The 18,808-nt window shown below is 41.7% G+C and carries 21 protein-coding genes; 18 read left to right on the plus strand and 3 right to left on the minus strand.

Annotated features, from left to right (window positions below; translation table 11 throughout):
- The first annotated feature begins 524 nt into the window (after nucleotides 1–524).
- The 4 genes from mnmA to mnmG all read left to right on the plus strand — a co-directional run bounded on the left by mnmA (nucleotide 525) and on the right by mnmG (nucleotide 4,585).
- A complete protein-coding gene (gene mnmA / locus B7697_RS05255) occupies nucleotides 525–1,646 on the plus strand; it encodes a tRNA 2-thiouridine(34) synthase MnmA (protein ID WP_084950693.1) in 1,122 nt (373 codons plus the stop codon).
- A gap of 140 nt (nucleotides 1,647–1,786) precedes the next feature.
- On the plus strand, nucleotides 1,787–2,242 hold the full coding sequence (locus B7697_RS05260; RefSeq protein ID WP_192851477.1) for an NUDIX hydrolase: 456 nt from the start codon (nucleotides 1,787–1,789) through the stop codon (nucleotides 2,240–2,242).
- Nucleotides 2,243–2,253: 11 nt separating this feature from the next.
- Entirely contained in the window at nucleotides 2,254–2,682 is a 429-nt protein-coding gene (locus B7697_RS05265) for an NUDIX hydrolase (RefSeq protein ID WP_084950697.1), read from the plus strand.
- On the plus strand, nucleotides 2,672–4,585 hold the full coding sequence (gene mnmG / locus B7697_RS05270; protein WP_049491213.1) for a tRNA uridine-5-carboxymethylaminomethyl(34) synthesis enzyme MnmG: 1,914 nt from the start codon (nucleotides 2,672–2,674) through the stop codon (nucleotides 4,583–4,585). Before B7697_RS05265 ends, mnmG begins: the two co-directional genes overlap by 11 nt.
- Nucleotides 4,586–4,785: 200 nt before the next feature.
- Here the strand turns inward: mnmG and rnjA are convergent, their stop codons facing one another.
- A complete protein-coding gene (rnjA, locus tag B7697_RS05275; protein WP_045612411.1) occupies nucleotides 4,786–6,465 on the minus strand; it encodes a ribonuclease J1 in 1,680 nt (559 codons plus the stop codon).
- 1 nt (nucleotide 6,466) lies between these two features.
- The gene (locus tag B7697_RS05280) at nucleotides 6,467–6,700 is read right to left on the minus strand and encodes a DNA-dependent RNA polymerase subunit epsilon (RefSeq protein WP_000639571.1); all 234 of its coding nucleotides are present in this window, start codon (nucleotides 6,698–6,700) and stop codon (nucleotides 6,467–6,469) included.
- 279 nt (nucleotides 6,701–6,979) lie between these two features.
- Between B7697_RS05280 and B7697_RS05285 the strand changes: the two genes are divergently transcribed.
- The 10 genes from B7697_RS05285 to B7697_RS05330 all read left to right on the plus strand — a co-directional run bounded on the left by B7697_RS05285 (nucleotide 6,980) and on the right by B7697_RS05330 (nucleotide 14,179).
- Nucleotides 6,980–7,195: a hypothetical protein gene (locus B7697_RS05285; protein WP_023935522.1), complete on the plus strand. Its 216-nt coding sequence runs from the start codon at nucleotides 6,980–6,982 to the stop codon at nucleotides 7,193–7,195.
- 103 nt (nucleotides 7,196–7,298) lie between these two features.
- Nucleotides 7,299–7,982, plus strand: a complete 684-nt coding sequence (gene tsaB, locus B7697_RS05290; RefSeq protein WP_084950699.1) for a tRNA (adenosine(37)-N6)-threonylcarbamoyltransferase complex dimerization subunit type 1 TsaB — start codon at nucleotides 7,299–7,301, stop codon at nucleotides 7,980–7,982.
- A complete protein-coding gene (gene rimI / locus B7697_RS05295) occupies nucleotides 7,979–8,416 on the plus strand; it encodes a ribosomal protein S18-alanine N-acetyltransferase (RefSeq protein WP_084950701.1) in 438 nt (145 codons plus the stop codon). The genes tsaB and rimI overlap by 4 nt, the downstream gene beginning before the upstream one ends.
- A complete protein-coding gene (gene tsaD / locus B7697_RS05300) occupies nucleotides 8,406–9,416 on the plus strand; it encodes a tRNA (adenosine(37)-N6)-threonylcarbamoyltransferase complex transferase subunit TsaD (protein WP_084950703.1) in 1,011 nt (336 codons plus the stop codon). The genes rimI and tsaD overlap by 11 nt, the downstream gene beginning before the upstream one ends.
- A 103-nt stretch (nucleotides 9,417–9,519) precedes the next feature.
- A complete protein-coding gene (locus B7697_RS05305) occupies nucleotides 9,520–10,383 on the plus strand; it encodes an Rgg/GadR/MutR family transcriptional regulator (RefSeq protein WP_049543148.1) in 864 nt (287 codons plus the stop codon).
- A 289-nt stretch (nucleotides 10,384–10,672) separates the two neighbouring features.
- Entirely contained in the window at nucleotides 10,673–10,867 is a 195-nt protein-coding gene (locus B7697_RS05310; protein WP_000933465.1) for a peptide pheromone VP1, read from the plus strand.
- A gap of 66 nt (nucleotides 10,868–10,933) precedes the next feature.
- Nucleotides 10,934–11,599, plus strand: a complete 666-nt coding sequence (locus B7697_RS05315; protein ID WP_049486768.1) for a CPBP family intramembrane glutamic endopeptidase — start codon at nucleotides 10,934–10,936, stop codon at nucleotides 11,597–11,599.
- Between the two features lie 71 nt (nucleotides 11,600–11,670).
- Nucleotides 11,671–12,897 carry an MFS transporter gene (locus B7697_RS05320; protein WP_004254988.1) on the plus strand — a complete coding sequence of 409 codons (1,227 nt, stop codon included), beginning with the start codon at nucleotides 11,671–11,673 and terminating at the stop codon, nucleotides 12,895–12,897.
- Between the two features lie 143 nt (nucleotides 12,898–13,040).
- Complete coding sequence (locus tag B7697_RS05325; protein WP_084950705.1) at nucleotides 13,041–13,667, plus strand: TetR/AcrR family transcriptional regulator; 627 nt, start codon at nucleotides 13,041–13,043, stop codon at nucleotides 13,665–13,667.
- Nucleotides 13,667–14,179: an HdeD family acid-resistance protein gene (locus B7697_RS05330; RefSeq protein ID WP_023948489.1), complete on the plus strand. Its 513-nt coding sequence runs from the start codon at nucleotides 13,667–13,669 to the stop codon at nucleotides 14,177–14,179. Before B7697_RS05325 ends, B7697_RS05330 begins: the two co-directional genes overlap by 1 nt.
- Nucleotides 14,180–14,260: 81 nt before the next feature.
- Here the strand turns inward: B7697_RS05330 and B7697_RS05335 are convergent, their stop codons facing one another.
- The gene (locus B7697_RS05335; protein ID WP_049501810.1) at nucleotides 14,261–15,517 is read right to left on the minus strand and encodes an ISL3 family transposase; all 1,257 of its coding nucleotides are present in this window, start codon (nucleotides 15,515–15,517) and stop codon (nucleotides 14,261–14,263) included.
- Between the two features lie 210 nt (nucleotides 15,518–15,727).
- Between B7697_RS05335 and B7697_RS05340 the strand changes: the two genes are divergently transcribed.
- The 4 genes from B7697_RS05340 (at nucleotide 15,728) to B7697_RS05355 (ending at nucleotide 18,784) form a co-directional block, all read left to right on the plus strand.
- Nucleotides 15,728–16,423: an AzlC family ABC transporter permease gene (locus B7697_RS05340; RefSeq protein ID WP_084950707.1), complete on the plus strand. Its 696-nt coding sequence runs from the start codon at nucleotides 15,728–15,730 to the stop codon at nucleotides 16,421–16,423.
- Entirely contained in the window at nucleotides 16,413–16,736 is a 324-nt protein-coding gene (locus B7697_RS05345) for an AzlD domain-containing protein (RefSeq protein WP_000253936.1), read from the plus strand. Before B7697_RS05340 ends, B7697_RS05345 begins: the two co-directional genes overlap by 11 nt.
- 209 nt (nucleotides 16,737–16,945) lie before the next feature.
- Complete coding sequence (locus B7697_RS05350; protein ID WP_004254995.1) at nucleotides 16,946–17,776, plus strand: amino acid ABC transporter substrate-binding protein; 831 nt, start codon at nucleotides 16,946–16,948, stop codon at nucleotides 17,774–17,776.
- A gap of 153 nt (nucleotides 17,777–17,929) precedes the next feature.
- Nucleotides 17,930–18,784, plus strand: coding sequence for a MetQ/NlpA family ABC transporter substrate-binding protein (locus B7697_RS05355; protein WP_000694523.1), 855 nt, complete (start codon nucleotides 17,930–17,932; stop codon nucleotides 18,782–18,784).
- The last annotated feature ends 24 nt before the right edge of the window (nucleotides 18,785–18,808 follow it).

Below are 18,808 nucleotides of genomic sequence, written 5' to 3' on the forward strand. Positions count from 1 at the left end.
TACGACTTCCTCCTCATTACAGTATATCATTTTTAGCTTATTTTATAAATAAGTTTATAAGTAGAATCGAGATTTAACTGTTCATTGCCCTTTTTGTAATTATATTTCTGTTTCTATCAAATAGAATGTCAGATTATCAGCCTCTTTCTTGTCTTCTCCAACCAAGCATGTTATAATGAATACTGCTCAAGCGACCTTCAATCGTGAAGCACACACGACCTTCAATCGTGAACTAGTCATTTCGTTTATCTTTTATTACGTCGTTAACTCGAAATGAGATGCAAGCTGAGCTTGTCTGATTTATAACCTCAATCAGTCTCCCAGACTGATTGAGCGAACTCAAGTTATGCTTGCGACTCGTTGCCTATCATATTTTCATTTTAAGATGATAGGCTAAAATGGTCCCCCAGACCATTTTACTACTAAAAGCAAACGAAAAGACTATACTCAAATAAATTCTATTGAAAGTCATAATAAATAGAATTTTGAGGGGTATAAATAAACGAATAGATGGGAGACTTACCATGAGTGATAACTCTAAAACACGTGTTGTCGTGGGGATGAGTGGTGGTGTTGATTCGTCGGTGACGGCTCTTTTGCTCAAGGAGCAGGGCTACGATGTGATCGGTATCTTCATGAAGAACTGGGATGACACAGATGAAAACGGCGTCTGTACGGCGACCGAAGATTACAAGGATGTGGCTGCGGTGGCAGACCAGATTGGCATTCCCTACTACTCTGTCAATTTTGAAAAAGAGTACTGGGACCGCGTTTTCGAGTATTTCCTAGCGGAATACCGTGCAGGACGCACGCCAAATCCAGATGTTATGTGTAACAAGGAAATCAAGTTCAAGGCCTTTTTGGACTATGCCATGACCTTGGGGGCAGACTATGTAGCGACTGGGCATTATGCCCGAGTGGCGCGTGATGAGGATGGCATTGTTCACATGCTTCGTGGCGTGGACAATGGCAAGGACCAGACCTATTTCCTCAGCCAACTTTCGCAAGAACAACTGCAAAAAACTATGTTCCCCTTGGGATATTTGGAAAAGCCTGAAGTTCGCAGACTCGCAGAAGAAGCAGGACTTGCGACTGCTAAGAAGAAAGACTCGACAGGGATTTGCTTTATCGGAGAAAAGAACTTTAAAAATTTTCTCAGTAACTACCTGCCAGCTCAGCCAGGCCGCATGATGACTGTGGATGGTCGCGATATGGGCGAGCATGCAGGTCTTATGTATTATACGATTGGTCAGCGTGGCGGGCTGGGTATCGGTGGGCAACACGGCGGTGACAATGCACCTTGGTTCGTTGTCGGAAAAGATCTAAGCAAGAATATCCTCTATGTCGGCCAAGGTTTCTACCATGATTCGCTTATGTCAACCAGCCTAGAGGCTAGCCAAGTCCACTTTACTCGTGAGATGCCAGAGGAGTTTACGCTCGAATGTACGGCTAAATTCCGCTATCGTCAGCCTGATTCTAAGGTGACCGTCCATGTCAAAGGAGACAAGGCAGAGGTCATTTTTGAGGAACCTCAGCGTGCCATCACACCAGGACAGGCAGTTGTCTTTTACGATGGCGAAGAGTGTCTAGGTGGTGGTTTGATTGACAATGCCTATCGGGATGGACAAGTTTGTCAGTACATTTAGATTGACAAATTTTCTCAATTTGCTACAATAATAAAAGCAATAGAAATGATGGTCAAAGCTCATGGATGTTGCAGGCTTTTTTGTCCTGCACTTCTTTGGAGTTTTGACTGTTTTTGTGTCGTTTAGAGGAAAGGACAAGAATGATTCAACAAGACTTTCGGACAAAAACAGGAAATACAGTTTTTGGAGTTCGGGCGACAGCCTTGATTGTCCAAAATCGCAAGCTCCTAGTCACCAAAGATAAGGGCAAGTATTACACTATTGGCGGTGCGATTCAAGTCAATGAAAGAACGGAGGACGCGGTAGTTCGTGAAGTGAGGGAAGAACTGGGTGTCAAAGTTCAAGCTGGGCAACTAGCTTTTGTTGTTGAAAATCGTTTTGAAGAAGATGGTGTCTATTGGCACAACATCGAGTTTCATTATCTGGTGGACTTGCTTGAGGATGCCCCATTGACCATGCAGGAAGACGAAAAAACGCAGCCTTGTGAGTGGATTGACTTAGACAAACTTAAGGGTATCAATCTAGTTCCAGCCTTTTTGAAAACAGCCCTGCCAGATTGGGACGGCCAACTAAGACACATTCATTTTGAGGAATAGGAGAGAAAAGGATGGTTAAGCTTATTGCCCATGTACTTGTTCATAGTGGAGATGATTATTTGCTCATTCAGCGTTCGGAAATTAAAAGAGGACAACCCAATGTTTATCCAACTTACTGGGATATTCCTGGTGGCGGGGTTGAAAAGGGTGAACTTCCGCGAGATGGAGCTCTTAGAGAATGTATTGAAGAAGCGGGAGTTAGGCTAGATAGCAGTTCGCTCAAACTTCTTCACGAAGATAGTCAACTGGATACTTCTAAGGATACTGTCTTTACTCGATTAGTTTATAAAGCAGAGTGGGTTGGGGAGAAGCCAATTATCAGATTAGATCCTGAAGAGCATACGCACTTTAAATGGGTTACTATGGCTCAAGCTCTAGAGGAGGAGAAGTTAGTTCCTTATTTACGAGAAATTTTTGAAAGGTTAAGAAATGACATATAATTTTACAGAAGAATACGATATTATTGTAATTGGTGCGGGACACGCTGGGGTCGAGGCTTCCTTAGCTGCTAGCCGTATGGGTTGTAAGGTTTTGCTTGCGACTATCAACATTGAAATGCTGGCTTTCATGCCTTGCAATCCCTCTATCGGTGGTTCTGCCAAAGGGATTGTTGTGCGTGAAGTTGATGCCCTCGGTGGCGAGATGGCCAAAACCATTGACAAGACTTACATCCAGATGAAGATGCTCAACACAGGGAAGGGGCCAGCTGTCCGTGCCCTCCGTGCGCAGGCTGACAAGGAGCTTTACTCTAAGGAGATGCGCAAGACGGTTGAAAATCAAGAGAATCTGACCCTTCGTCAAACCATGATTGATGAGATTTTGGTGGAAGATGGCAAGGTTGTCGGTGTTCGTACAGCTACCCATCAAGAGTATGCTGCCAAGGCTGTTATCGTGACGACAGGGACGGCCCTCCGTGGGGAAATTATCATTGGAGACCTTAAGTATTCATCAGGTCCTAACCACAGCCTAGCTTCTATTAATCTTGCTGACAATCTCAAGGAACTGGGCCTCGAAATTGGTCGTTTCAAGACAGGAACCCCTCCACGTGTCAAGGCTTCTTCTATCAACTACGATGTGACCGAGATTCAGCCAGGAGACGAAGCGCCTAATCATTTCTCATACACTTCACGAGATGAGGATTATGTCAAAGACCAAGTGCCATGCTGGTTGACCTATACCAACGGTACCAGTCATGAGATTATCCAAAACAACCTCCACCGTGCGCCTATGTTTACAGGTGTGGTCAAGGGAGTGGGGCCTCGTTACTGTCCGTCGATTGAGGACAAGATTGTGCGCTTTGCGGACAAGGAGCGCCACCAACTCTTCCTTGAGCCAGAAGGGCGCAATACTGAGGAAGTCTATGTTCAAGGACTTTCAACCAGTCTTCCTGAGGATGTCCAGCGTGACTTGGTTCATTCCATCAAAGGTTTGGAAAATGCAGAGATGATGCGAACAGGTTATGCCATTGAGTATGATATGGTCTTGCCTCATCAGTTGCGTGCGACTCTGGAAACCAAGAAAATCTCAGGTCTTTTCACTGCTGGTCAGACCAATGGAACGTCAGGTTACGAAGAAGCTGCTGGCCAAGGGATTATCGCTGGGATCAATGCGGCTCTGAAAATCCAAGGCAAACCTGAGTTGATTTTGAAGCGCAGTGACGGATATATTGGGGTCATGATTGACGACTTGGTGACCAAGGGAACGATTGAACCTTATCGCCTTTTGACTAGTCGTGCCGAATACCGTCTCATTCTTCGCCATGACAATGCTGATATGCGTTTGACTGAGATGGGACGTGAGATTGGGCTTGTTGACGATGAACGCTGGGCTCGTTTTGAAATTAAGAAAAATCAATTTGAAAATGAGATGAAACGCCTAGACAGCATCAAACTCAAGCCAGTCAAGGAAACCAATGCCAAGGTTGAGGAGATGGGCTTCAAGCCGTTGACCGATGCAGTGACAGCCAAGGAATTCCTTCGCCGCCCAGAAGTTTCTTATCAAGATGTGGTGGCTTTTATCGGACCAGCTGCAGAGGACTTGGATGACAAGATTATCGAATTGATTGAAACAGAAATCAAGTATGAAGGCTACATTTCCAAAGCCATGGACCAGGTTGATAAGATGAAACGCATGGAAGAAAAACGCATTCCAGCCAATATTGATTGGGATGACATTGATTCTATCGCAACCGAAGCCCGTCAGAAGTTCAAACTCATCAATCCAGAAACCATCGGACAAGCCAGCCGTATTTCGGGAGTAAACCCAGCAGACATTTCTATTTTAATGGTGTATCTTGAAGGTAAAAATCGTAGTATTTCTAAAACTCTTCAAAAATCAAAATGATACGTCGTCGGCTTCTTACGAATGAGTTCAAAGCTTGGCTTTGATTCATCTACAGCCTCCCATAGTTCCCCGAACTATGGGAGCTAACTTGAGTTATGCTTTCGCCTAGCCTTCTAGTCTGATTTCGATTTTTATTGAGTTTCAATCTCAAAAGAAAGCATAGAGAAAAACAGCTCCGTCTTCGGGGCTGTTTTCTTGCTTTATTCTTCGTCTGGTGTGAGGATCATCGGGATGATGATCGGTTCACGTTCTGTATTTTCATAAAGGAAGGGGCGAATAGCGTTGACAATGGCACCATTGACTGATTGCACGCTAGCATCCTTATTTTTCAGTGCGATACGAATTGCATTGAAGAGGATGCGCTGGCTTTGGCGAATCAAGTCGCCAGACTCTCTCATGTAGACAAAGCCTCGGCTGAGGATGTCTGGGCCAGACAGAATCATCTGCGATTTGAAGTCAACAGTTGCGACTGCCAGAACGACACCGTCTTCAGATAGATCACGACGATCTTTGAGGACAGCTGCGCCGATTTCACCGATACGATTTCCATCGACATAGATATCTTGGGCGTTGAAATGACCTGCGATACGAGCTGAGTCAGCAGTAAGGGCAAGCACATCACCATTGCTCATGATAAAGATATTGTCCTTCTCAACACCAGTATCTACTGCTAGTCCAGCGTGGACCTTTTGCATGCGGTATTCACCGTGGACAGGCATGAAGTATTTTGGCTTAATCAAGCGGAGCATGAGTTTTTGCTCTTGCTGACCACCGTGTCCAGATGTATGGATATTGTTCACTTTACCGTGGATAACTTCGACACCAGCTTCTGAAATGATGTTAATCAGCTTGTTGACGCTAGTAGTGTTTCCAGGGATTGGGCTAGAAGAGAAGATAACCGTATCACCTGGTTGGAGTTGCACCTGACGGTGGGTTCCGTTGGCGATACGAGAGAGGGCTGCCATCGGCTCGCCTTGACTACCTGTACAGAGGATAAGAATCTCGCCTGCAGGGTAGTCTTTGATTTCATTTGGCTCGATAAAGGTTCCCTTAGGAGCTTTGATGTAACCAAGCTCGATTCCGTTGACAATGGCTTTTTCCATAGAGCGACCAAAGACCGCAATCTTGCGTCCAGTCTTAACAGCGGCTTCTGTCGCTTGCTGGAGACGGAAGATATTTGAGGCAAAGGATGCAAAGATGATACGTCCTTCAATGCCTTGGATAATCTTCATGATGGACTGGCCAACGACTTTTTCAGAGTTGGTAAAGGTTGGAATTTCTGCATTTGTCGAGTCAGACAGGAGACAGAGTACACCTTCTTCACCAAGCGCAGCCATACGGTGCAAATCTGCTGGTTCACCAACTGGTGTTAAGTCAAACTTGAAGTCACCCGTACAGACAATTTTCCCTTGAGGAGTATGAATGACAATCCCCAAAGGCTCTGGAATAGAGTGAGTCGTTCTAAAGAAAGTTGCCTTGAGATTTTTAAAGGTCAACTCAGTGTTGTGGTTGATTTCGTAAAGTTTGGCGTTGCGCAAGAGGCCGTGTTCTTCGAGTTTCCCACGGATCAAAGCCAAGGCAAGTGGTCCAGCATAGATAGGGACATTTGCTTGCTTGAGTAGGAAAGGAATCCCACCGATGTGGTCCTCGTGTCCGTGTGTGATTAAGACAGCCTTGACGCGGTCGATGTTGTCTACGATGTAGGAGTAGTCAGGAATGACATAGTCGATACCCAGCAAGTCATCTTCTGGGAATTTAATCCCAGCATCGACGATGATAATCTCATCTTGGTATTCAATTCCGTATGTATTTTTCCCGATTTCTCCCAGACCACCGATGGCAAAAACGCCGACTTCTTCAGGTTTAAGAGTGTAGGCCATATTAGAACTCCGTAATTTCGAAGGCGCCAGTTTCTTTTTCGTAATCTAGCAATTTGTCAGACAAGAGTTCGATATACTCGATATTGTACTCTGGGCGATTTTCTTCGACAAGTTGGCGAGCAGCGATACGGCCCTCAAGTTCTGAGTTAGCATCGATGTCTAGGTATAGTGCGCGTGTTGTTTCACGGCGTGGGCTACGTTCTTTTGTTTCTTGATAAAAAACTTTGTAAATCATATAGTTCCTTTCTATTTTACAGGTCAGCTTATTCCAAACTTTTAGCAGAGATTTGCTTGATTTCATTCCATTTTGTGTCTAGATTGACCTTGATTCGTTACAATTATTTCAATTATACCACAAAATGAAAAATTAGTAAAAGACGGAAACGAGAAAGTCATATAAGCACCTAAAGGTAAGCGTTTGCAAAAACAAAGAAAATATGTTATCTTGATAATGGAAGTGAAATTTATCGTTTGTCATAATTCCATATAGTTTTTAAGTCAAGGAGGTTGCCCTATGTATAACTTATTTGCTTTTGCTATCGGAGCTCGCTTGGTAGCTTTTATTGTTTTTGTTGCTTGTGTTTATGGAGGGAATCTTCTATTTGCCAAACTGGAACGACGACAAACCAAGTTTTTGTGGAAAATTACCTTTGTGACTCTCTACTCGCTTTTTCTCCTCCTCGTAACCTATGTCGTTTGGTTTGTATTTTACTTTGGATTAAATGCTTAGATGCCCTGCTCATGCTGGGGCTTTTTGTTTGGGGGCAAAGAAAATTCCCATGTGCCAGCTTTTGTAGTATAATAGTAAGCAGACAAAAAGATAGGAATGTGTTATGAAAGTATTAGCTTTTGATACGTCCAGCAAGGCTCTTTCTCTCGCTATTTTAGAGGACAAGCGGGTTCTTGCCGAGACGACGATTAATATCAAGAAAAATCACAGTATTACCCTCATGCCTGCCATTGATTTTCTGATGGAAAGTCTGGATTGGACACCCAAGGATTTGGACCGAATCGTGGTAGCTGAAGGGCCTGGTAGCTACACAGGATTGCGAATTGCGGTAGCAACTGCCAAGACGCTTGCTCATACTCTGAACATCGAGTTGGTTGGTATGTCTAGCCTCTTGGCTCTGGTGCCATACCAGCAAGAAGGCTTGTTTATTCCTTTGATGGATGCGCGTCGCAACAATGTGTATGCAGGGTTTTATGAAAATGCCCAGCCTGTCATGCCAGAAGCGCACCTGCCCTTTGAGCGAGTGATTGAGTTAATCAAGGGGGCTAGTCAGGTTACCTTTGTCGGAGAAGTTGGCCCCTTTGTGGAGCAGATTCAAGAACACTTGTCAAGGACTAATTTCAAAGAAACCTTGCCAAATGCAGCCAATCTTGCTCTTTGGGCTTGGGATAAGGAAGCAGACTCCTTGCATGATTTTGTGCCGAACTACCTCAAACGTGTTGAGGCTGAGGAAAACTGGCTCAAGAACCATACGGAGTCTGGCGAATCCTACATTAAACGCTTATGATAGAAATCAAACGAACTCAACAGCAGTCTGACTTGGCTCAAGAAATCTATGCTATCATGGCGGATGTTTACCCAGTCAGCCCGTGGACGCTGGAACAAATTCAAGCAGACCTGTCCCAAGATCAGACTTGGTATGCTCTGGCTTATGATGGGGCAGAAGTGATTGGCTTTCTAGCTGTGCAGGAGAATCTTTTTGAGGCAGAAGTCCTGCAAATCGCTGTCAAACAAATCTATCAGGGTCAGGGAATTGCGTCAGCCTTGTTTGCTCAATTACCGGCAGATAAGGAAATTTTCCTCGAAGTCAGAAAGTCAAATCATCGAGCGCAAGCATTTTACAAGAAAGAAAAAATGGCAGTCATCGCTGAGCGAAAGGCCTACTACCATGACCCAGTCGAGGACGCCATTATCATGAAGAGAGAAATAGATGAAGGATAGATATATTTTAGCATTTGAGACATCCTGTGATGAGACCAGTGTCGCCGTCTTGAAAAACGACGATGAGCTCTTGTCCAATGTCATTGCTAGTCAAATTGAGAGTCACAAACGTTTTGGGGGCGTAGTGCCTGAAGTAGCCAGTCGTCACCATGTCGAGGTCATTACAGCCTGCATCGAGGAGGCGTTGGCGGAAGCAGGGATTACGGAAGAGGACGTGACATCTGTGGCGGTTACCTATGGACCGGGCTTGGTCGGAGCCTTGCTAGTCGGTTTGTCAGCTGCTAAGGCCTTTGCTTGGGCTCATGGACTTCCGCTGATTCCTGTTAACCACATGGCTGGTCACCTCATGGCCGCTCAGAGTGTAGAGCCTTTGGAGTTTCCCTTGCTAGCCCTCTTGGTTAGCGGTGGACACACAGAGTTGGTCTATGTTTCCGAGGCTGGTGATTACAAGATTGTTGGGGAAACGCGTGATGATGCAGTTGGCGAGGCTTATGATAAGGTCGGCCGTGTCATGGGCTTGACCTATCCTGCCGGTCGTGAGATTGACGAGCTTGCTCATAAAGGTCAGGATATTTATGATTTTCCTCGTGCCATGATTAAGGAAGATAATCTGGAGTTTTCATTCTCTGGTTTGAAGTCTGCCTTTATCAATCTTCACCACAATGCCGAGCAAAAGGGAGAAAGCTTGTCCACAGAGGATTTGTGTGCGTCCTTCCAAGCGGCAGTTATGGACATTCTCATGGCAAAAACTAAGAAGGCTTTGGAGAAATACCCTGTTAAAACTCTAGTCGTGGCAGGTGGTGTGGCAGCCAATAAAGGTCTCAGAGAACGCCTAGCAACCGAAATCGCAGATGTCAAGGTCATCATTCCACCTCTGCGCCTCTGCGGAGACAATGCAGGTATGATTGCCTATGCCAGCGTCAGCGAATGGAACAAAGAAAACTTTGCAAGCTTGGACCTCAATGCCAAACCAAGTCTCGCTTTTGATACCATGGAATAAAGAGTCAGCTTAGGGCTGGCTTTTTTGCTCTCTTAAATGTCAGAATATTTTGACAAATAATTGTGAATAATGATATACTATATAAAAAATAGGAGGTGGTGAGATGATTGAGAGAATGGAGTTGGGAGAATTTTACAAGGAATTACGTTTGGCGAGAAAGCTCAAGCAGTCAGATGTGGCTTGTGCTGGTCTAACAGCCTCTCAGTTGTCCAAGTTTGAACTAGGGCAGTCTATGCTATCTGCGGATAAGTTGATCCTAGCCATCCAAGGGATCAATATGAATTTTGATGAGTTTGGTCATAAGCTAAACAATTATCAAGAATCCCTACATATGCAGATTGGTAGAAAGGTTGTGGATCGCTTTGCCCACCAAGATATAGCTGGTTTAGAGCAACTGTTGGAGGAAGTCGAGCAAGAACAGATGGCAGAGACCTATCGTCGTTTGAATGCCATTGTAATTAAAAACGCACTCCATTCCTTAAATAAGAACTATCCATTAGTAAAAGAAGATAGCGAGTTTTTGACTATCTATCTCTATGCTATTGAGTCTTGGACCTGGTTTGAACTCTATCTCTTTTGCAATACCATGCCCTTCTTGAGCAATCAAGATTTGATATTTTTATCGACCGCTTTAATTGAGAAGTCTAAAGAATTTAAGGAGTTGGTACATAATCGGTTGTATATGAAGCAAGGACTCTTAAATATCTTATCAGAACTCATGGAGCGAAAACTTTTCTCATACATCCCAATCTTTGAAACTGAGTTGGAGAGCATGTTGCGTCCGTACGATGTTTTTGAGAAAGTATCGTGGCAATTTTTAAAGAAAATGAGTGTCTTTCTTCAAACCAAAGGAAGCAATCAAAAAGAGATTGAACACTTTATCCAATCTCTGCAAGTATTAGAAAATCCACAATTGCTAGCCCTCTTCGAATTGCGTTTTCAGCAATACAAAGAACTTATCGATTAATTAGAAACGGGAAGACAATCACCCACTCCGAAATAAGCAGGAGTATCAGTTGGATTTTTCTTTTCTTCATCATTATATCCCTCCTTGTTAGTAGTAACTTTATTATACCAGTGAAATAATCAAATCTACCAAAATCGCAAATCTGAAATTTCTATAAGAAAAAATATCAAATATGCGATTTTCTAAAATAAGCCAATTTCCGTGTTATACTGTCCTTGTAAAACATTTGAAGCAAATCCTAGGTCGCAGAAGTGGTTTACAAATGAAGATAATTAAAGGAGTGTAAAAGATGTTAAATTTACAATTTGCAGAAACAATGGAATTGACAGAAGCTGAGTTGGAGAAGGTTTATGGAGGAGATCTTGTGTATCTTGGCAATATCCCAAGCGGTGCATGGGGAGGGTTCGGGACACCTTGGTCAATCACTAATTTCTGGGAGAAAAATTTTAACCATGATTCTTCCACTGTTAATCGTCGTCGTTGATATTTAAAGCCCTTGCCTTTGTTTGGGTTAGGGCTTTCTTTATTTCGTAATATAGGAGAAAATAGGATGAAAAAGATAATCTCACGCTACTACTTTATTATAGCTATTCTACTAGTTGTTGCTGACCAGTTCTTCATTCGTTTGCTTTTACATAGCGATCTTGCTGCTGGTTTATCCGACTTTGCCTATTATTTGTCGGATATGCTGTTAAATTTTCTTGTGGTTCTGCTTGCTTTTATTGTTATGGTTTGGTCAGGGAAATGGCAGAAAATTAACAGTAGAAAATTTAAAGGTTCCTATCTTTTCTATTCCTTCCTAGCTCTTCTTGCTTTTGTTGTTTGGAATTTCGTCACCTTTTTTCTTTTTCCGCCTACCAAAAATGCAATTTCTTATCAACTGGATGTTCCTACTTTTACAGGAGCTACAGCATTTTTGATGTATTTTTTCTATCCTGTGATTGCAGGTCCCATTTTTGAAGAGATGATTTATCGTGGATTAGTGATGACAGCTCTGGAAAAAGGAAAGAAGTGGGGACTAGATGTGCTTGGCTCAGCTATATTATTTGGAATCTTACACATTAGTGGCCATGGTTGGGTCTTAACAGACTTTTTTGTATATATGGGTGGTGGTCTCATATTTGCAGTCTTGTTTAGAGTGACAAAGTCTATTTATTGGCCTATTGGGCTGCATATAGTCTACAATGGCATTGGTCAGATTTTGATGTTACTGTAATTTTGGTTGTTAGTAGTATCGCAGTCTATCCTTGGGGAAAGCTTCCCATTTGAATTTAAAAAGGAGTTGTGATGAAAGTATTTCTTCAAAATAGAAATTTTAGGCAATTAACCATCAACCAGTGGATTTCAACGGTTGGGGATACGATTTTTTATCTGGCCTTTTTGAATTATGTGGCAGATGCATCTTTTGCCCCTTTGGCGATTTTACTGATCACGATTTCAGAAACCCTTCCTCAAGTTCTGCAAATCTTTCTGGGAGTTTTGGCGGATTTTCAACATCATCGTGTCCTAAAATATACAATGATTAGTTTTGCAAAATTTTTGCTTTACTCTATCGTTTCTTTATCACTTTCAGGGCAGTCCTTTTCCTTGTTATTAGTAGCATTTATTTGTCTGATTAACCTCTTATCTGACACATTGAGTTATTTTTCAGGCGCCATGCTCACTCCGATTTTCATTAGAATTATTGGGCAAGACCATCTGGCAGAAGCTATTGGATTTAAACAGTCAACTGTTAGTTTAGTGAAAACAATCAGTAATATTCTAGGAGGAGTCTTACTAGGTATTCTATCTATCCAGTCTATTTCCTTACTGAATGCTCTGACCTTTTTAATCGCATTTTTAGGTATTCTTTTCATAAAAACAGACCTCTTGAAAGTAGAAAAAACGATTAGCTATCAAGAAGGACTCTCTGTAAAATCCTTTTGCCAGCATCTGCTCCAATCATCAAAATTGATATGGAATATGAATAAGGTGCTCTTGGTTTTGTTTATTATCTCTATTAGTCAAGCAGTGATAAATGTTACAGTTCCTGTTTCTACTCTGTTTTTGAGGAATCAGCCCTTTTTGAATTTACAAACAGGTCAATCTCTTGCCTTGTTATCCACCCTTGAATTGTCAGCCCTTATTGTCGGAAGCCTTGTGAGTGGCTATCTGAAGAATACAATCTCCATAAAACTAGCCCTATATGCCTCGCTTATTATCCAATTACTCCTTTTAGTTGGCTTTGTGGCAGTTCGTTTTGACTGGATTCTTATCTTTAGTGCCTTGGATGCCTTTTTCGCAGGTATCCTCTCTCCTCGATTACAGGAACTCATTTTTAAACAAATACCTGAGGAGTCAATGGGAGCAGTTCAATCCTCTATCGGTGCCATTACAGTTGTTTTACCTAGCTTATTTACAATAGCTTTGGTAACCATTGCTACTAGCTTTGGAACTCTGGCAGTTAGCTTTGTTTTATTGCTATTTCTTCTAGCTGCCTTTATCATACTCTTGAATATCCGTGAAAACATTTAGCGAAGAATGTGTATATTATATGTTTGAGACTGGATTCCAGTCTGTTTATGATGGCTACAATCAGCAGACTGTTAAATTTTTGAGAAAGTTGCTTGACATTTCAGACCAATCGGTTTATAATTAAAAAATGTAGAGATAAATACATGAGAAAAGAAGAAAAAACAAGACTACGAAGAGAGAAAATCATTACCGCTGCTTTGTTTGAATTTGCTACAAAAGGCTATCAAGGTTTTGTCATCAATGAACTTTGTAAAGTGGATGGTATTTCCAAAGGAGTTTTGTATCATAATTTTTCAGGGGAATCAGACCTCTATCTAACTTGTTTTCAGGAGAGTTTTGAGAAAGCTTTGGCAGTGTTTCTGGGGGTGGAAGGTCAAGTGCCCTCCTTAGCTGATTATATGGAAAGACGTCACCAATTTTATCAGCAATACCCAGAACATAGCCACATTTTCTTTGAGGCAATGATTGCGACACCAGAAGAATTGGAAGCAGACATTGCACCACAGAAAGCTATCTTTTTGGACTTGAATGAACAAGTTTGTCAAAAACTTATATCAGAATCCAAACTGAAAGAGCATATTGATGAGAAACGAGCTATGGACTATCTGCGATTGATTCAGGATATGTTTCGTTCCTATTATTTAACTGTTTCGTCAGATAGCAGTTTGCCTGACTTGGTTTCAGGATATGAACATCAATTATCACAGGTTTTGGATATGATGATTTATGGAATACTAGAGGAAGATTCCTCTAAAAAAGGAGAAAAATAATGTCGAAAATTTGGAAATGGTTGTTACTAATTGCGGGTATTTTTGCAGTTTTTGCAGGTTTTAATATGTTTGCACATCCTCTTATTAGCTTGGCTTCCATGACTTTCTTGTTTGCACTTGTATTTGCAGTTCAAGGGATTTCTGAGATTGTACAATACTTCAAATCAGAAGAAAAGCATGGCTGGAATTTATTTGGAGGAATTGTTACCCTCATCCTCGCTCTTACCTTATTCTCAGGTAGCTTTATTGAAATGGTAACATTTGTACCATTTATCATTTCTTTATGGGCCTTGACAAATGGTATTACAAAAACTATCGTTGGTTTCAAGGTTCGTAAGACGGATAAATCGGTAGGTACCCCTCTAGTTTGGATGGGGATTTTAGGAATCGTAGCAGGTTTAATCATGATGGGATACCCATTGATGACCGGTCTCTATATTAGTTACACCATTGCCTTTGTCTTTATTTATCAAGGTATTGTGGCAATTGTTCAATTCTTCAAGATTAAATAAGAATAAAATGGAGTCTGTCTGATTACAATCAGCAGACTTTTTTCTCTGGCTCTTTGTCAACTGTAGTGGGTTGAAGAAAAGCTAAGATCGAGAAAGGACACATTTCGTCCTTTCTTTTTTGATATTCAGAGCGATAAAAATCCGTTTTTTGAAGTTTTCAAAGTTCCGAAAACCAAAGGCATTTCGCTTGATAAGTTTGATGAGATTATTGGTCGCTTCCAATTTGGCGTTGGAATAGGGTAGTTGAAGGGCGTTGACAATCTTTTCTTTATCCTTGAGGAAGGTTTTAAAGACAGTCTGAAAAAGAGGATGAACCTGCTTTAGATTGTCCTCAATAAGTCCGAAGAATTTGACAGGTTCCTTGTTCTGAAAGTGAAAAAGCAAGAGTTGATAGAGATTGTAGTGGTGTTTCAAGTCTTCTGAATAGCTCAAAAGCTTGTCTAGAATTTCTTTATTTGTTAAGTGCATGCGAAAAGTAGGGCGATAAAAACGTTTATCACTGAGTTTACGACTATCCTGCTGTATGAGCTTCCAGTAGCGCTTGATGGCTTTGTATTCATGAGATTTTCGCTCAAATTGATTCATGATTTGGACACGGACACGACTCATAGCACGGCTGAGATGTTGGACAATGTGAAAGCGGTCGAGAACGATTTTAGCACATGGGAAAAGCTGTTTAGCTAAGGCATAGTAGGGACTAAACATATCCATCGTAATGATTTTCACCTGACAACGAACAGCTCGCTCGTAGCGCAGAAAGTGATTTCGTATGATAGCCTGTGTTCTGCCTTCAAGAACAGTGATGATGTTAAGATTATCAAAATCTTGTGCAATGAAACTCATCTTTCCCTTGGTAAAGGCATACTCGTCCCAAGACATAATCTCTGGAAGACGAGAAAAATCATGCTTAAAACGGAAGTCATTAAGCTTGCGAATGACAGTTGAAGTTGAAATAGCCAGTTGATGAGCGATATCGGTCATAGAAGTTTTTTCAATCAATTTTTGCGCAATTTTTTGGTTGATAATACGAGGAATTTGGTGATTTTTCTCGACGAGAGAGGTCTGTGAGACCATCATTTTAGAGCAATGATAGCACTTGAAACGACGCTTTTTAAGGAGGATTCTGGTAGGCATACCAGTTGTTTCAAGGTAAGGAATTTTCGATGGTTTTTGGAAGTCATATTTCTTCATTTGACTTCCACATTCAGGACAAGATGGGGCCTCATAATCCAGTTTAGCGATGATTTCCTTGTGGGTATCTCTATTAACAACATCCATAATTTGGACATTAGGGTCTTTGATATCGAGCAGTTTTATGATAAAATGTAATGGTTCCATATGAATCTTTCTAATGAGTTGTTTCGTCGCTTTTCATTATAGGTCATATGGGACTTTTTTTCTACACAAAAATAGGCTCCATAATATTTATAGGAGATTTACCCACTACAAATATTATAGAGCCTTTTCTCTTTCCTGAATGTGTTATAATAGTCCATGCTGTGGCTGGAACTGATTCAGCCCATTTATTAAGACGATATGAGGAGAAAGATGAAAGAAAAAGGATTTTGGGAGGGGGCGCAGGCAGCCATGCCAACAGCCCTTGGTTATATCAGTATCGGGCTGGCCTGTGGGATTATTGGTGCGCCTTATGTGACACCTGTGGAGATGGGCTTGATGAGCCTCTTTGTTTATGCTGGGAGCGCCCAGTTTGCCATGTTGGCCTTGATTGCGGTTCAAGCTCCTGTGGCAGCTATTGCTATGACGGTCTTTTTGATCAATTTGCGTCTCTTTTTGTTGAGCTTGCACGCATCAACCTATTTCCGTCATACCAGTCTCTGGCAAAATATCGGTATGTCTAGCCTCTTGACAGATGAGACTTATGGTGTTTTGATGGGCGAATTGGCCCATACAGACAAGGTCAATCCTATGTGGATGCACGGAAACAATCTCAACAGCTATGTGGCTTGGTTTGTGGGGACAGTTGTCGGAACGGCTCTGGGTGGTCTGCTGCCAAATCCAGAAATCTTTGGCTTGGATTTTGCCCTGGTTGGGATGTTCATTGGAATTTTTGCTTCGCAATTCCAGATTATGCAAAGACGGATTCCTGTCCGCAATCTGCTTATTATTCTAGCAGTTGTTGCGGTGTCCTTCTTTTTACTCTTGGCAGTGGTGTCTCAGTCATTAGCTGTTCTGTTTGCGACGCTACTTGGTTGTACAATGGGGGTGGTTTTAGATGGTCAGTAAGTATCTTTTATTAGCAGTTATTTTCTCTGGCTTGGTTACGTGGATTCCCCGTATGATTCCCTTCATCTTGGTCAAGTATAAGGGTTTGCCTGCAATCGTTGAGCGTTTTTTGAAGTTCTTGCCCGTTTCTATTATCTTTGCCTTGATTCTTTCAAGCGTAGTAACAGGTAAGGTTGGGAGCCTTCCTCAAATCAAATGGCTGGATTTCTTAGCCGTCTTTCCAACAGCTTGGGTAGCCTTTCGTTATCGCAATCTAGTCGGAACAGTTCTCTTTGGAGTGGTCTTAATTGCAGTCTTGCGTTTGGTCTTTTAATACTCTTCGAAAATCAAATTCAAACCACGTCAGCGTCGCCTTACCGTACTCAAGTACAGCTTGCGGCTAGCTTTCTAGTTTGCTCTTTGATTTTCATTGAGTATAAATTAGCCATAAAGAAAACCTATCACAGAGATAGATATCATATAATGGCGTAAATGGTCTTTTTCTGTTAAGATTATAAGGTATTCTATTTTGGAGGAAATGACATGAAAAAAATCGTTAAATACTCATCTCTTGCTGCCCTAGGGCTTGTTGCTGCAGGTGTGTTAGCAGCTTGCTCAGGTGGTGCTAAGAAAGAAGGAGAAGCAGCTAGCAAGAAAGAAATTATCGTTGCAACTAATGCTACACCAAAACCATTCAACTATGAAGAAAATGGCGAATTGACTGGTTACGAAATTGAAGTGGTTCGCGCTATCTTTAAAGACTCTGACAAGTATGATGTCAAGTTTGAGAAGACAGAGTGGTCAGGAGTCTTTGCAGGACTTGATGCCGACCGTTACAATATGGCTGTTAGCAACATCAGCTACACTAAAGAACGTGCTGAAAAATACCTTTATGCAGCTCCAACTGCTAAAAACCCTAACGTTCTTGTAGTGAAAAAAGATGACCCTAGCATCAAATCGCTTGATGATATCGGTGGAAAATCAACAGAAGTTGTTCAAGGGACAACATCTGCTAAACAGCTAGAAGACTACAACAAACAACATTCAGATAATCCAACTGTCCTAAAGTATACTAAAGCAGACTTCCAACAAATCATGGGACGCTTGAGCGATGGCCAGTTTGACTACAAGATTTTTGATAAAATCGGTGTTGAAACAGTCATCAAGGACCAAGGTTTGGACAACTTGAAAGTGATCGAACTTCCAAGCGACCAACAACCTTATGTTTACCCACTTCTTGCTAAAGGTCAAGATGAGTTGAAAACATTTGTAGACAAACGTATCCAAGAACTCTACAAAGACGGAACCCTTGAAAAATTGTCTAAACAATTCTTCGGAGACACTTATCTACCAGCAGAAGCTGATATTAAATAATTTTTTGAAATCATCCATTCTGAATCAGGTGGGTGATTTCTCGGTTTTTAGGGATATAGTTTTAAACTATATATCTGACTACATAATAACAATTTGTGAAATCAAACAAATTGTGAGATACTAGTACGGTATTATTTTTAAGGAGAAAGAATCATGAAAATTAAAAAATGGCTTGGTGTAGCAGCCCTTGCTACAGTCGCAGGTTTGGCTCTTGCAGCTTGCGGAAACTCAGAAAAGAAAGCAGACAATGCAACAACTATCAAAATCGCAACTGTTAACCGTAGCGGTTCTGAAGAAAAACGTTGGGACAAAATCCAAGAATTGGTTAAAAAAGACGGTATCACTTTGGAATTTACGGAGTTCACAGACTACTCACAACCAAACAAGGCAACTGCTGATGGCGAAGTAGATTTGAACGCTTTCCAACACTATAACTTCTTGAACAACTGGAACAAAGAAAACGGGAAAGACCTTGTAGCGATTGCAGATACTTACATCTCTCCAATCCGTCTTTACTCAGGTTTGAATGGAAGTGACAACAAGTACACTAAAGTAGAAGACATCCCAGCAAACGGAGAAATCGCTGTACCGAACGATGCTACAAACGAAAGCCGTGCGCTTTACTTGCTTCAATCAGCTGGCTTGATTAAATTGGACGTTTCAGGAACTGCTCTTGCAACAGTTGCTAACATCAAAGAAAATCCAAAGAACTTGAAAATTACTGAATTGGATGCTAGCCAAACAGCTCGTTCATTGTCATCAGTTGACGCTGCCGTTGTAAACAATACCTTCGTTACAGAAGCAAAATTGGACTACAAGAAAGCACTTTTCAAAGAACAAGCTGATGAAAATTCAAAACAATGGTACAACATCATCGTTGCGAAAAAAGATTGGGAAACATCACCTAAGGCTGATGCTATCAAGAAAGTGATCGCAGCTTACCACACAGATGACGTGAAAAAAGTTATCGAAGAAACATCAGACGGTTTGGATCAACCAGTTTGGTAATAAGAAACAGGGAGGTGGGAGAGA

This window comes from Streptococcus mitis (assembly GCF_002096895.1).
In the GTDB taxonomy this organism is placed as follows: Bacteria; Bacillota; Bacilli; order Lactobacillales; family Streptococcaceae; genus Streptococcus; species Streptococcus mitis_AH.